Source organism: Saccharopolyspora sp. MMCC62 (assembly GCF_057736575.1).
Genome location: NZ_JBYKCM010000001.1, coordinates 234,390 through 248,023 on the forward strand (window position 1 = coordinate 234,390; position 13,634 = coordinate 248,023).

Annotated in this window: 10 protein-coding genes; 4 read left to right on the top strand and 6 right to left on the bottom strand. The window is 70.0% G+C overall.

Going from position 1 to position 13,634, the window contains the following annotated elements; all coding sequences use genetic code 11:
• The first annotated feature begins 672 nt into the window (after positions 1–672).
• Positions 673–5,238, top strand: a complete 4,566-nt coding sequence (gltB, locus tag AC29IT_RS01115) for a glutamate synthase large subunit (RefSeq protein ID WP_488217507.1) — start codon at positions 673–675, stop codon at positions 5,236–5,238.
• A complete protein-coding gene (locus tag AC29IT_RS01120; protein WP_488217508.1) occupies positions 5,231–6,682 on the top strand; it encodes a glutamate synthase subunit beta in 1,452 nt (483 codons plus the stop codon). The genes gltB and AC29IT_RS01120 overlap by 8 nt, the downstream gene beginning before the upstream one ends.
• 283 nt (positions 6,683–6,965) lie before the next feature.
• On the opposite strand, the gene AC29IT_RS01125 is transcribed toward AC29IT_RS01120, so the two are convergent.
• Positions 6,966–7,529, bottom strand: a complete 564-nt coding sequence (locus tag AC29IT_RS01125) for a TIGR03086 family metal-binding protein (RefSeq protein ID WP_358438893.1) — start codon at positions 7,527–7,529, stop codon at positions 6,966–6,968.
• A gap of 278 nt (positions 7,530–7,807) precedes the next feature.
• Between AC29IT_RS01125 and AC29IT_RS01130 the strand changes: the two genes are divergently transcribed.
• Positions 7,808–9,004 (top strand): macrolide family glycosyltransferase, encoded by a 1,197-nt coding sequence (locus tag AC29IT_RS01130; RefSeq protein ID WP_358438896.1) that lies wholly within the window; start codon positions 7,808–7,810, stop codon positions 9,002–9,004.
• A gap of 73 nt (positions 9,005–9,077) precedes the next feature.
• Here the strand turns inward: AC29IT_RS01130 and AC29IT_RS01135 are convergent, their stop codons facing one another.
• Genes AC29IT_RS01135 through AC29IT_RS01145 form a run of 3 tightly spaced genes read right to left on the bottom strand, consistent with a single transcriptional unit; the run spans position 9,078 to position 10,325 of the window.
• Complete coding sequence (locus AC29IT_RS01135) at positions 9,078–9,278, bottom strand: DUF397 domain-containing protein (RefSeq protein WP_488217509.1); 201 nt, start codon at positions 9,276–9,278, stop codon at positions 9,078–9,080.
• 5 nt (positions 9,279–9,283) lie between these two features.
• Positions 9,284–9,496 carry a DUF397 domain-containing protein gene (locus tag AC29IT_RS01140; protein ID WP_488217510.1) on the bottom strand — a complete coding sequence of 71 codons (213 nt, stop codon included), beginning with the start codon at positions 9,494–9,496 and terminating at the stop codon, positions 9,284–9,286.
• Positions 9,471–10,325 carry a helix-turn-helix domain-containing protein gene (locus AC29IT_RS01145; protein WP_358438905.1) on the bottom strand — a complete coding sequence of 285 codons (855 nt, stop codon included), beginning with the start codon at positions 10,323–10,325 and terminating at the stop codon, positions 9,471–9,473. Before AC29IT_RS01145 ends, AC29IT_RS01140 begins: the two co-directional genes overlap by 26 nt.
• 197 nt (positions 10,326–10,522) lie before the next feature.
• On the opposite strand from AC29IT_RS01145, the gene AC29IT_RS01150 reads away from it, so the two are divergent.
• The gene (locus tag AC29IT_RS01150) at positions 10,523–10,873 is read left to right on the top strand and encodes a hypothetical protein (RefSeq protein ID WP_358438908.1); all 351 of its coding nucleotides are present in this window, start codon (positions 10,523–10,525) and stop codon (positions 10,871–10,873) included.
• A gap of 207 nt (positions 10,874–11,080) precedes the next feature.
• Here the strand turns inward: AC29IT_RS01150 and AC29IT_RS01155 are convergent, their stop codons facing one another.
• Positions 11,081–11,668, bottom strand: coding sequence for a nucleotide exchange factor GrpE (locus AC29IT_RS01155; RefSeq protein ID WP_488217511.1), 588 nt, complete (start codon positions 11,666–11,668; stop codon positions 11,081–11,083).
• A gap of 3 nt (positions 11,669–11,671) precedes the next feature.
• Positions 11,672–13,561 (bottom strand): molecular chaperone DnaK, encoded by a 1,890-nt coding sequence (dnaK, locus tag AC29IT_RS01160; RefSeq protein WP_488217512.1) that lies wholly within the window; start codon positions 13,559–13,561, stop codon positions 11,672–11,674.
• Between the last annotated feature and the right edge of the window lie 73 nt (positions 13,562–13,634).

Consider the following 13,634-nt stretch of genomic DNA (forward strand, 5'->3'; position numbering starts at 1 on the left):
ACGATTTCCCGCCGTTCCGCGGAATTCAGGATCCGGCCGGGGATCGGGCACGCTGGGCGCACGGCCGCTCGCGGAGCGCGATCGCCGGTGGTCGTGCCGCGCGGGGGAGCGGTGCTCGGTGCATCCTCGCCGGTCGCGGGCCCGATGTCCGAATGGAACGTTTCATCCGGACTCGCGATTCGGCGCGCTGCGCGAAAATCCGACCGTGGCGCTGCGTCATCTGTGTGAACTTGGCGCAGCGGCCCGGGAAGCCGAGACTCCACAAAGGACGGCTTCGACGGGTTCCGGGGCAGGCAACCCTTCCTGCGATGTGTGCTACATCACGCGGGAGTCGGACTGGACCGAAAAAGCCGTCGTGATCAGCCCCGATGTCCCCGCCGCCGCCCCGGAATCCGGGCTCCGGCCGCGCCGCCCCTGGTCAGGGGGTTGATCGAAGTTGACCTGCGGCGAGCCGCCGGAGGGTGGCCCGTTCCACGCTCCGGGACGCCGCCATGTGATTTTCATCCGTGTTACTCAGGCGTAGCCGTGGGCCCGATCCGTCTGTACAGTGCCCGGAACTGACCGACGATGCAACGGCGCATCCTTTTGTCAGTGCCCGAAAGGTTTTCGCGGATCGCTTGCGAGTGCTCACAATTCCCTCGCCGCGATCCGGGCCTGGCGACGGGAGGATCGATGCCGGATTCCCAGTATTTGAGAAATGAGGCGCAACGTCGCGCCGCCGAGCGGGGTCTGTACGACCCGGCTCACGACCACGACGCCTGCGGAGTGGCGTTCGTGGCCGACATGCACGGGCGGCGCAGCCATGCACTGGTGCAGAACGCCCTCACGGCATTGCGCAACCTGGAGCACCGGGGCGCCAAGGGTGCCGACCCGGAGACGGGGGACGGCGTCGGCGTGCTGACGCAGGTCCCCGACGAGTTCTTCCGCGCCGTGGTCCCGTTCGACCTGCCCGAAGCGGGCGGGTACGCGGCCGGGACCGCCTTCCTGCCCGCCGACGCCGACGAGGCGCGGGAGGCGGCCGAGGTCGTCGAGCGGATCGTCGCCGAGGAGGGCCTCACCCTGCTCGGCTGGCGCGAGGTGCCGATCGAGCCGGACAACGCCGGGCGGGCCGCCCGCGAGGTGATGCCGAGCTTCCGCCAGCTGTTCATCGGGCACGGCAGCGACGGAGCCGAGTCCGAATCGGCCCTCCAGTTCGAACGCCGCGCCTTCTGCGTGCGCAAGCGCGCCGAGCACGAGGCCGCGGTGTACTTCCCGAGCCTGTCGGCGCGGACCTTCGTCTACAAGGGAATGCTCAGCGAGACCCAGCTGGGCTCGTTCTACCCGGACCTGGCCGACGAGCGGTTCACCAGCGCCATCGGCCTGGTGCACTCGCGGTTCTCCACGAACACGTTCCCGTCGTGGCCGCTGGCGCACCCGTACCGCTTCATCGCGCACAACGGCGAGATCAACACGATGAAGGGGAACCGGAACTGGATGCGGACCCGCGAGAGCATGCTCGCGACCGACCTCATCCCCGGTGACCTGCAACGGCTGTACCCGATCGCGACGCCGGACGGCAGCGACTCGGCCACCTTCGACGAGGTGCTGGAGCTGCTGCACCTGGGCGGGCGGTCGCTGCCGCACTCGGTGCTGATGATGATCCCGGAGGCGTGGGAGAACCACGCCGAGATGGACCCGCAGCGCCGCGCGTTCTACGAGTTCCACAACTACCTGATGGAACCCTGGGACGGCCCCGCGCTGGTGGCGTTCACCGACGGCACCCAGATCGGCGCGGTCCTGGACCGCAACGGCCTGCGCCCCGGCCGCTACTGGGTGACCGACGACGGCCTCGTCGTGCTGGCCAGCGAGGTCGGCGTGCTCGAACTGGACCCGGCGCGCGTGGTGCGCAAGGGCCGGTTGCAGCCGGGCCGCATGTTCCTGGTCGACACCGGTGCCGGGCGCATCGTCGACGACGAGGAGATCAAGGGTGAGCTGGCCGCCGCGCACCCGTACCAGCAGTGGCTGGACGAGGGCGTGGTGCACCTGGGCGACCTGCCCGACCGCGACCGCGAGGTGCCCTCGCACGCGTCGCTGGTGCACGGCCAGCAGGTGTTCGGCTACACGCAGGAAGAGCTGAACGTGCTGCTCAAGCCGATGGCCGCCGGTGGGGCGGAGCCGATCGGCTCGATGGGCAACGACGTGCCGTTCGCGGCGTTCTCGAAGCGCCCGCGGCAGCTGTTCGACTACTTCACGCAGCTGTTCGCGCAGGTCACCAACCCGCCGCTGGACGCCATCCGCGAGGAGCTGGTGACCTCGCTGGCGACCCACGTCGGGCCGGAGCACAACCTGCTCGACCACGACCCGGACGCCTGCAAGCAGCTGGTGCTGCCGTTCCCGGTGCTGGACAACGACCAGCTCGCCAAGATCGTGCACATCGACGACGACGGCGACCGTCCCGGCCTGAAGCCCGCGATCATCTCCAGCACCTACCGGGTGCGCGGCGGTGGCGAGGCGCTGCGGGAGCGGCTCGACGAGATCTGCGCCGAGGTGTCCGCCGCGGTCGCCGACGGCGCGCACGTGCTGGTGCTGTCCGACCGGGCCGCCGACGCCGAGCACGCGCCGATCCCGTCGCTGCTGGTGACCGGTGCGGTGCACCACCACCTGGTGCGGGAGAAGACCCGCACCCACGTCGGCCTGGTGATCGAGGCCGGTGACGTGCGCGAGGTGCACCACGTCGCGCTGCTCATCGGCTACGGCGCCGCGGCCGTCAACCCGTACCTGGCGATGGCCAGCGTCGAGGACCTGGTGCACAACGGCGTGCTCCAGGGACTCGACCCGGCGAAGGCCACCGGCAACCTGATCAAGGCGCTCGGCAAGGGCGTGCGCAAGACGATGTCGAAGATGGGCGTGTCCACGGTGGCCTCGTACACCGGCGCGCAGATCTTCGAGGCGATCGGGCTGGGCGCCGAGGTCATCGACCGATGTTTCGCCGGCACCACCTCGCGGCTCGGCGGGGTCGGTTTCGACCTGCTGGCCAAGGAGATCGCCGAGCGGCACCGCCGCGCCTACCCGGACGACGGCGTGCAGGCCCCGCACCGCACCTTGCAGGTGGGCGGCGAGTACCAGTGGCGGCGCGAGGGCGACCCGCACCTGTTCAACCCGCGCACCGTGTTCAAGCTGCAGCACTCCACGCGGTCCGGCCGCTACGAGGTCTTCAAGGAGTACACGAAGGCCGTCGACGACCAGTCGCGCGACCTGATGACCCTGCGCGGCCTGTTCAAGTTCCGCGCGGGCGCGCGGCGGCCGGTGCCGATCGACGAGGTCGAGCCGGTCGAGTCGATCGTGAAGCGGTTCGCCACCGGCGCCATCTCCTACGGTTCGATCTCGCAGGAGATGCACGAGACCCTCGCCATCGCGATGAACCGCCTCGGCGGGAAGTCCAACACCGGCGAGGGCGGTGAGGACGCCGACCGGTTCACCCCGGACGCCAACGGCGACTCGCGCCGCTCGGCGATCAAGCAGGTCGCGTCCGGCCGGTTCGGCGTCACCAGCGAGTACCTGGTCAACGCCGACGACATCCAGATCAAGATGGCGCAGGGCGCGAAGCCCGGCGAGGGCGGGCAGCTGCCCGGCCACAAGGTGTACCCGTGGGTGGGCAAGACCCGGCACTCCACGCCGGGCGTGGGGCTGATCTCCCCGCCGCCGCACCACGACATCTACTCCATCGAGGACCTCGCCCAGCTGATCCACGACCTGAAGAACGCCAACCCGAAGGCGCGGATCCACGTCAAGCTGGTCAGCGAGGTCGGCGTCGGCACGGTCGCGGCGGGCGTGAGCAAGGCGCACGCGGACGTGGTGCTGATCTCCGGGCACGACGGCGGCACCGGTGCCTCCCCGCTGTCCTCGATCAAGCACGCGGGTGGCCCGTGGGAGCTGGGGCTGGCCGAGACGCAGCAGACGCTGCTGGCCAACGACCTGCGCGACCGGATCGTGGTGCAGACCGACGGGCAGCTCAAGACCGGCCGCGACGTGGTGATCGCGGCGCTGCTGGGCGCGGAGGAGTTCGGCTTCGCCACCGCCCCGCTGGTCGTGTCCGGCTGCATCATGATGCGGGTGTGCCACCTGGACACCTGCCCGGTGGGCGTGGCCACGCAGAACCCGCAGCTGCGGGCGAAGTTCGACGGCAAGGCCGAGTACGTGGTGAACTTCTTCGAGTTCATCGCCCAGGAAGTGCGGGAGTACTTGGCGGAACTCGGCTTCCGGTCCATCGAGGAAGCCGTCGGGCACGCCGAGCTGATCGACACCGACGACGCGGTGCGGCACTGGAAGACCGAGGAGCTGGACCTCTCGGCGATCACCCACGTGCCGGAGCTGGCGGCGGGCGCGGCGCTGCACAACACCACCACCCAGGACCACGGCCTGGACAAGGCCTTGGACCACACGCTGATCCAGCTCAGCGAGGGTGCGCTGAAGGACGCGACACCGGTGCGGCTGGAGCTGCCGGTGCGCAACGTCAACCGCACGGTGGGCACCATGCTCGGCCACGAGCTGACCCGCCGGTGGGGCGGCGAGGGGTTGCCGGACGACACGATCGACGTGACGTTCACCGGTTCGGCCGGGCAGAGCTTCGGGGCGTTCGTGCCGCGGGGCATCACGCTGCGGCTGCTCGGCGACGGCAACGACTACGTCGGCAAGGGCCTGTCGGGCGGGCGGATCGTGGTGCGGCCGCCGGAGGGCGCCGCCTACACCGCCGAGGACAACGTCATCGCGGGCAACGTGCTGCTGTACGGCGCGACGTCCGGTGAGCTGTTCGTGCGCGGCGTGGTGGGCGAGCGGTTCTGCGTGCGGAACTCGGGCGCGGTCGCCGTCGTCGAGGGCATCGGCGACCACGGGTGCGAGTACATGACCGGTGGCCGCGCGGTGATCCTCGGCGGTACCGGCCGCAACTTCGCGGCCGGGATGTCCGGTGGCATCGCCTACGTGCTGGACCTGCGGGAGGAGCGGGTCAACCCGGAGATGGTGGACCTCGATCCGCTGGACGAGGCCGACCGGGAGTTCCTGCACGACCGGGTCCGCAGGCACCACGAGCAGACGGCGTCGCAGGTGGCCGCGGAACTGCTGGCGGACTGGGACCGCGCGGTGGCGCGCTTCGCGAAGGTCATGCCGCGCGACTTCAAGCGCGTGCTGGCCGCGCAGACCGCCGCCGAGCGCGACGGCCGCGACGTTGACCAGGCGATCATGGAGGCGGCTCATGGCTGACCCGAAGGGCTTCATCACCACGGCGCGCCAGACGCCCGAGCGCCGCCCCGTGGACATCCGGATCAAGGACTGGCGCGAGGTCTACCTGGACTTCGAGCCGGGCCGGGTCAAGGAGCAGGCGGGCCGCTGCATGGACTGCGGCATCCCGTTCTGCCACAACGGTTGTCCGCTGGGCAACCTGATCCCGGAGTGGAACGACCTCACCTGGCGCGACGACTGGAGCGAGGCGATCGAGCGGCTGCACGCCACGAACAACTTCCCGGAGTTCACCGGGACGTTGTGCCCCGCCCCGTGCGAGGCGGCGTGCGTGGTCGGCATCAACTCCGATCCGGTGACGATCAAGCAGGTCGAGATCGAGATCATCGACCGCGCCTGGGCGGAGGGCCGGGTGCCGCCGCAGCCGCCCGCATCGAAGACCGGCAAGCGGGTCGCGGTGATCGGGTCGGGTCCGTCGGGCCTGGCCGCCGCCCAGCAGCTGACCCGCGCGGGCCACGACGTGGTGGTCTACGAGCGGGCGGACCGCATCGGCGGGCTGCTGCGCTACGGGATTCCCGAGTTCAAGATGGAGAAGCGGCGCCTGGACCGCAGGCTCGGGCAGATGCGGGCCGAGGGCACCGAGTTCCACACCGGCGTGCACGTCGGCGTGGACGTGTCGGTGGAGCAGCTGAAGTCGGACTTCGACGCGGTGGTCCTCTCCGGTGGCGCCACCGCCGCCCGGGACCTGCCGATCACCGGCCGCGAGGCGGTTGGGGTGCACCAGGCGATGGAGTACCTGCCGCTGGCGAACCGGGTGCAGGAGGGCGACCTGACGTCCTCGCCGATCGACGCCGCGGGCAAGGACGTCGTGGTGATCGGCGGCGGTGACACGGGTGCGGATTGCGTCGGCACCGCGCACCGCCAGGGCGCGAAGTCGGTCACCCAGCTGGAGATCATGCCGACGCCGCCGTCGACGCGGCCGGACAGCCAGCCGTGGCCGACGTACCCGATGACGTTCAAGGTGACCTCGGCGCACGAGGAGGGCGGGGAGCGGTTGTTCTCCGTCAACACCCAGGAGTTCCTCGCCGACGAGGACGGGAACCTGCGCGCGCTGCGGCTCGCGGAGGTGCGCCGCGAGGACGGCCGCTTCGTGCCGGTCGAGGGCACCGAGCGGGAGCTGCCGTGCCAGCTGGCGTTCCTGGCGATGGGCTTCGTCGGCCCGGAGAAGGAGGGCCTGCTCACCGATCTCGGCGTGGAGCTCGACGAGCGCGGCAACGTCGCCCGCGACTCGGACTTCATGACCACTGTGGACGGTGTGTTCACGGCCGGGGACATGGGCCGCGGCCAGTCCCTGATCGTGTGGGCGATCTCGGAGGGCCGGTCCGCGGCCGCCGGGGTGGACCGCTACCTGACGGGCCGGGACGTGCTGCCCGCCCCGATCGCCCCGACGGACCGCCCGCTGGTCTGATCGAGCGCGTCGCGAAGCGCCCCGGGACCACGTCCCGGGGCGCTTCGCGTTCGCGGACCGTTCCACTCCTGCTGGGCGGGGCGCGGGTGGCGGAACCTCAGCGGTTCCCTCGCTGCGGGATCGTTTTCACAGGTGGCTCCGCCACATGAGAAAACGCTGTCCTCGCGAGGGAACCGCTGAGAACCCGCGGGTGGTCGAGCTGCGTGCGTGGTCGCTGCTCAGCGGCTTCGCCGCTGACAGGAAGGAGCCATGGCCCGCCGGGCGGGTTTTCGGCGTCGGGCGGTCAGGCGCGGCGGCCGAGGAGGGCGAGGAGCTGCACGGCCGGGTCGGGGCTGTTGGTGGGGACGGGGGTGGCGATGATGCCGAGGCCCGCCATCCGGTCGGCGTTGGGCCGCGCGTAGGCGAGGCCGAGGTCGACGGCGGCCGGGTCGAGGTCCTCGGGCTGCCCGGTGGCGCGCGCCAGGTCCCAGCCGTGCACGGTGAGGTCGATGAGCATCTGCTCGGCGTAGGTGGTCATCGGCGCTTCGCCGAAGGAGAACCGGGCGGTCCCGGACAGGTCGGCGGCCTCCCACGCCGCGCGGGAGTCGCGGGCGGCCGCGTCCCACGCGCGCACCGGGTCGTCGCCGAGGAGGTCGCCGTCGTAGCGGTCGCCGACCTGCTCCATGGTCTCCCCGGCGAGCAGGTGCGGGGCCCACCGGTGTTCGCCGACGAGATGGCCGACGAGGTCGCGGACGGTCCACGCGGTGCACGGCGTCGGGCCGCGCCACTGGTGGTCCTCGATCGCGTGCACCCGGGCGCCGAAGCGCTGCAGGGCGCCGGGGATCAACTGCTGGGCTGGTGTCGGCATGCCGGAACGCTACTCCGCGATCATGTTCCCGCCCGGGCGAGCCGGGTCGCCGTCCGGTTCGTCCGGCCTCGTCCGGGCAGCGGCGCGGATCACACCAGCCGCTTGAGGCTGGGTATTCTCGCAGGTCAACGGCTCACTGTCGCACTCCGCGCCGCGCCGTGAAAGTAATTGGTTGCGGAAAACACCTTTTTTCACCGGCGCGTTCGGAGGACCATGGGGTAGGTCGATCGGGCGCGGCGGTGATGGGCCGGTCCGGGCAAGCTTCATCCGAGGGGAACATGAGCAAGCACTTCGCGTTCGTCAGCATGACCGCGCACGGACACGTCAACCCGACGCTGCCGCTGGTGGAGGAACTGGTCCGCCGCGGCCACCGCGTCACCTACGCCATCGGTCCCGAATTCCACGACGCCGTCCAGGCCGCCGGCGCCACCCTGTTCGACACCGGCACCGTGATGCCCGAGATGCCCACCAACTTCGCGAAGTTCACGCCCGAGGCGATGGCCCCGATGCTGGAGTTCCGCATCGAGGACATCCAGCGGTCGTTCCCGAAGCTCGTCGAGCACTTCCGCCAGGACCTGCCGGACGCGGTGTGCTTCGACCAGGCCGAGGCCACCGGCCCGATGCTCGCCGAGAAGCTGGGCGTGCCCGAGGTGTCGCTCATCCCGCACTTCGCGGGCAACGAGCACTTCTCGCTGCGCGACCTGATGGTGAAGAAGGACGACGAGAACCCCTTCGACCCGAACCACCCGGTGCTCCAGGACTTCGCGAAGCGGATGAAGGAGCTCACCACCGAGTTCGGCGTCACCTTCGACCCGTCCTCGTTCGGCCAGGCGAAGCCGTCGCCGCTGAACCTGGTGTTCCTGCCGAAGAAGTTCCAGCTGCGGGCTGAGACCTTCGACGACCGCTTCGAGTTCATCGGCCCGTCCGTCGGGCAGCGCGGCATCGTCGACTGGAAGCCGAAGCACGGCGACCAGCCGCTGCTGTTCATCTCGCTGGGCACCGTGTTCAACCAGCGCCCCGAGTTCTTCCGGCTGTGCATCGAGGCGTTCCGCGACTCCGGCTGGCAGGTCGCGATGTCCATCGGCAAGGTCGTGCAGGAAGCCGACCTGGGTGAGATCCCGGAGAACTTCGAGGTGCGCAAGAGTTTCCCGCAGCTCGCGGTGCTCCAGCACGCCACCGCGTTCCTCACCCACACCGGCATGAACTCGACGATGGAGACGCTGTACTACGGCGTGCCGCCGATCGCGTTCCCGCAGATGCCGGAGCAGGAGGCCAACGCCGACCGCGCGCAGGAGCTCGGGCTCGGCAAGCGGTTGCAAGCCGACGAGGTCACGCCGGAACTGCTGCGCGCCACGGTGGACGAGGTCGCCGCCGACGAGCGGATCCGCGCCAACCTCGCCGAGATGCGCGAAGCCGTCCTCACCAGCGGCGGAGCCCCCGCGGGCGCCGACGCCCTGGAGCGCTTCCTCTCCTGATCACCGCCACCACCGCAGGTGAATGGCCCATTCGCCCAGTGTGCTGGGGCGGGTGGGCCATTCACCTGGTGGATCAGGGGGTGGGGTAGTGGTCGGACTTGAGTGCGGTGAGGAAGCTCGACCAGCGGTCGGGATGCACCGCGAGGTGTCCCGCGTTGCGGTCCTTGCTGTCGCGCACCGCCGCGAGATCGCCCGATCGGCCCACCTCCACGCAGTTCGTCTGTGCACTGCTGTAATTGGACTTCCGCCAGTTCGTCGACGGAGAGCTCGGCATGCTCGTCACTCCTGGCCGGTGCGTCGGCCGTCGAGCGAGCCGTGCTTGAGCGCGGTTCGGAACGCGGCGAACGCGGAGGGGGCGAAGATCAGTGGTGCTGCGCCGGGGTTCTTGCTGTCGCGGATGGCGCGGGTGCCGGGGACGTTGAGGGCGACCTCGACGCAGGTGCCGCTGGCGCCTCCGGTGCTGTAGCTACTCTTGCGGAACTCGAAGACCATGATCCTGCTCCTTCAGGTAGCTGGTGATCAGCTCGTTCGATTCATCCTGATCGAGGGCGACGTTGTCCAGATTGTTCAGGACTTGCTGGTAGACGTCCGTAGCTTCGCCGTCGATGAAAACGCCACTCGACTGGTTTTCATGGTATGCCACGTGGTGATCGTTCAATGCGTACAAGATGAAGGGACCTTCGCAGCCCCAATAAGCGCCTGCGGAGAACGGGATGACGCGAACCGATCTTCCGGGGCAAGCTGCTACTGCGAGCAGGTTGTGGAACTGCTGTGACATGGTCTTCTCGTCGGTCGTGACCTTGCGGCGCAGCGCGGTCTCGTCGAGAAAGGCGTTGTAGCTCCGCAGCGTCGACCTCCTGAGCGTGGCTTGCCGCTCCACGCGGTAGAACACGCCGCGTTCACGCTCGGCTGAGCCCAGCGGTGTGCTGCCGAAGAGCGCCCGCGCGTATGACGCTGTCTGGAGCAACCCCGGGATGACCGACACCTGGAACTCGTGAATCTCGTGGGCTTCCGCCTCGTAGGAGGAAACGGCGCTCAGTTGCGAGGTCACCGCACTCCCGACCCCCACCCACGTCTCCGACGTGTCACCCGCCAGCCGCAGCAGGCGTTGTTTGGCGGGGCCGGTGACGGCTAGGGCGGTGAGGATGGAGGCGACTTCGCCGACGTCCGCGCGGCGTGCGCCCGTCTCGATGCGGGACAGGGTGGATCGCGATATGTCCGTCGCCGCCGCCAACGTCTCCAAGGTCCATTCGAGTGAATCTCGGGCTCGGCGCATCTCAGCTCCGATCGCCCTTGCCTGGGAACCGGCGAACTTCGGCACTGCTGACCTCCCTCGGCGACCCGGTCGCGCGTGCAACCCCTGAACGTGTCGTGGTGATCTGCGATTTCCCGGCCGGTTCCGGCATTGCTACGTTCCCGGCGTTCCAGAAGCGGTGATCGTATCCGCGGCGCATCCCTCCCGATCGGGCGATATGTCCACAGTGGAAACGATGCACCGGTGTCCAGCTGAGGAGAAATGTGGAATCGACGAGCACGACCACCCCGACCGTCGAGGAGTTCCGGCGGGAGTTGGGGGAGTTGGTGGCCGCACACCGGCCGCGGTTGTTCGCGGTGTGCGAGGAGATCGGCGTGCGGGAGGACGGGTTCGTGCGGTGCTGGGGTCTCGACTTCGGCGACGCGGCCGAAGTGTTCAGCGCCGAGGACGGGCGCGGCCGCGCCCGGTTCCGGTCCGCCGACGCCGCGCGGGCCCACCTGGCCCGACACGACCAGGTGCACCTGATCTGGGCGGACGAACTCGGCTCTACCCGCTGCGCGGGGAACGACGGCGACGAGTCGGCGCACCACCCGCGCACCCGCGGACGCGAGTGAACGGACCGTTCGTCCGACCGGACGGGACGAACGGTCCGTTCACCCCGCCCGCGTCTGAGACCGTCGCACCGGCGCTCGGAGTGAACGGACCAGCCGTCCGGCCGGACGGAACGAACGGTCCGTTCACTCCAGCAGCCGGTGAGATCGTCTCGGGGTTGAGACGGGTGAACGGACCGTTCGTCCGGTAGAGCTGGACGAACGGTCCGTTCACCCGGCAGCCGGGGCAGGGGCGAGGCGGACCAGCGCCGGGCGCAGCAGGTGGCCGTGCACGCGGTAGCCGGGCCGCAGCACCTCGGCGACCACGGCATCCGGTTCCGGTTCGCCAGGGCGCAGCGGCACGACGGTGGGCGGTTCGTCCGGCGCCACCGCCTCGTGCACGGCCGGGTCGAACGGCTCGCCCAGCGGGTCGAACCGGTGCAGGCCCTCGGCGGCGAGGGTGTGCTGCAGCTGCTCGTGCACCGGGCCCAGCGCCTCCGGATTGTGCCGGGCGCCGATCTCCACCGCGTCCACCACCGGCAGCAGCTGGCTGAGCACACCCTCGGCGGCCCGGTCCAGGTGCGTGGTCTGCTCCCGCAACATCCGCTTGCGGTAGTTGTCGAACTCGGCCGTCACCCGGCGCAGCATCTCCAGGTGCGCGTCCCGTTCACCCTGCAACCGGACGATCTGCTCCGCCGGATCGGGTTCGGCGGCGGGCCGCTCGGGCTCGTCGGTGGCGGGGGAGGAGGGCACCCCGCGCGGACGGCCGCCGCGCGGTATCGCGGGCACCGGCAACGAGTTCCGGCGATCGTCGTCCATCGCTCACCTCTTGTCGTCCGGGTCGTCGACGATCTCCGCGTCCACCACGTCGTCGTCCCCCGAGCCGGCACCGCCGGAACCACCCGAGCCGGAACCACCCGCATCCGAGCCGCCCGCACCGGCCGCGCCCGCCGACGGGTCCGCGCCGCCGCCGGCGTTGCCGTAGATCGCCTGGCCCAGCTCCTGCGACTCGGACGCCAACCGGTCCACCGCCGTCCGGATCGCCGACACGTCATCGCCGCGCAGCGCCTCGTTCGCCGCGCCGATCGACGACCGCACCCGCTCCTTCAGCTCCGCGGGCAGCTTGTCGTCGTTGTCGGTGAGGACCTTCTCCGTCTGGTAGACGAGGGTTTCGGCCTGGTTGCGGGTCTCGGCCTCCTCGCGGCGGCTGCGGTCCTCGTCGGCGTGCGCCTCGGCGTCGGAGACCATCCGGTCGATGTCCTCCTTCGGCAGCGCCGAACCACCGGAGATCTGGATGGACTGCTCCTTGCCGGTGCCGAGGTCCTTCGCGTTCACGTGCACGATGCCGTTCGCGTCGATGTCGAACGACACCTCGATCTGCGGTACCCCGCGCGGCGCGGGCGGCAGGCCCGTCAGGTCGAAGCTGCCCAGCTGCTTGTTGTGCGCGGCGATCTCGCGCTCGCCCTGGAAGACCTGGATCTGCACCGACGGCTGGTTGTCGTCCGCCGTCGTGAACGTCTCCGAGCGCTTCGTGGGGATCGTGGTGTTGCGCTCGATCAGCTTGGTCATGATGCCGCCCTTGGTCTCGATGCCCAACGACAGCGGCGTCACGTCCAGCAGCAGCACGTCCTTGACCTCGCCGCGCAGCACGCCGGCTTGGAGGGCGGCGCCCACTGCCACCACCTCGTCCGGGTTCACGCCCTTGTGCGGTTCCTTGCCGCCGGTCAGCTCCTTGACCAGCTCGGTCACCGCGGGCATCCGCGTCGACCCGCCCACCAGCACCACGTGGTCCACGTCCTGCACCGAGATCCCCGCGTCCCGCACCGCGTTCTCGAACGGCTTGCGGGTGCGCTCCAGCAGGTCCGAGGTGATGCGCTGGAACTCCGCGCGGGACAGCGTCTCGTCCAGGAACATCGGGTTCTTCTCGGAATCCACCGTGATGTACGGCAGGTTGATGTTCGTCGTCGACGAGCTGGACAACTCGATCTTCGCCTTCTCCGCGGCCTCCTTGATGCGTTGCAAGGCCATCTTGTCCTTCGTGAGGTCGATGCCCGATGACGCCTTGAACCGCTCCACCAGCCAGTCCACGATCCGCTGGTCCCAGTCATCGCCGCCCAGGTCGGTGTCGCCCGAGGTCGCCTTCACCTCGACCAGGCCCTCGCCGACGTCCAGCAGCGACACGTCGAACGTCCCGCCGCCGAGGTCGAACACCAGGATCGTCTGCTCCTTCTCGCCCTTCTCCAGCCCGTAGGCGAGGGCGGCCGCCGTCGGCTCGTTGATGATGCGCAGCACGTTGAGGCCCGCGATCTGGCCGGCCTCCTTCGTCGTCTGCCGCTGCGCGTCGTCGAAGTACGCCGGGACCGTGATCACCGCGTCGGTGACGTCCTCGCCCAGGTAGGTCTCCGCGTCGCGCTTCAACTTCATCAGCACGCGGGCGCTGATCTCCTGCGCCGTGTAGGCCTTGTCGTCGATCTCCGTCTTCCAGTCGGTGCCCATGTGCCGCTTCACCGACCGGATCGTGCGATCCACGTTGGTGACCGCCTGGTTCTTCGCGGGCTGGCCGGTGAGCAGCTCACCGCTGCGGGCGAACGCCACCACCGACGGCGTGGTGCGCGCGCCCTCCGAGTTCGCGATGACCGTCGCCTCGCCGCCCTCCAGCACCGCGACGACGGAGTTCGTCGTGCCCAGGTCGATGCCCACCGCTCGCCCCATTGCGCCCTCCTCGCTCGGCTGCGCCGCAGCCCGGCCGCGCGGCGCCACCACGTGGCTCCCGCAGCCCAGCGTC

Bases quoted from the DNA above. Each gene is read 5' to 3' on its own strand.
- AC29IT_RS01135 (WP_488217509.1), bottom strand. From the start codon at position 9,278: ATGCCGAGCTCTCCGTCGACGAACTGGCGGAAGTCCAATTACAGCAGT.
- AC29IT_RS01140 (WP_488217510.1), bottom strand. From the start codon at position 9,496: ATGGTCTTCGAGTTCCGCAAGAGTAGCTACAGCACCGGAGGCGCCAGC.
- AC29IT_RS01125 (WP_358438893.1), bottom strand. From the start codon at position 7,529: ATGCCGACACCAGCCCAGCAGTTGATCCCCGGCGCCCTGCAGCGCTTC.
- dnaK (WP_488217512.1), bottom strand. From the start codon at position 13,561: ATGGGGCGAGCGGTGGGCATCGACCTGGGCACGACGAACTCCGTCGTC.
- AC29IT_RS01155 (WP_488217511.1), bottom strand. From the start codon at position 11,668: ATGGACGACGATCGCCGGAACTCGTTGCCGGTGCCCGCGATACCGCGC.
- AC29IT_RS01130 (WP_358438896.1), top strand. From the start codon at position 7,808: ATGAGCAAGCACTTCGCGTTCGTCAGCATGACCGCGCACGGACACGTC.
- gltB (WP_488217507.1), top strand. From the start codon at position 673: ATGCCGGATTCCCAGTATTTGAGAAATGAGGCGCAACGTCGCGCCGCC.
- AC29IT_RS01120 (WP_488217508.1), top strand. From the start codon at position 5,231: ATGGCTGACCCGAAGGGCTTCATCACCACGGCGCGCCAGACGCCCGAG.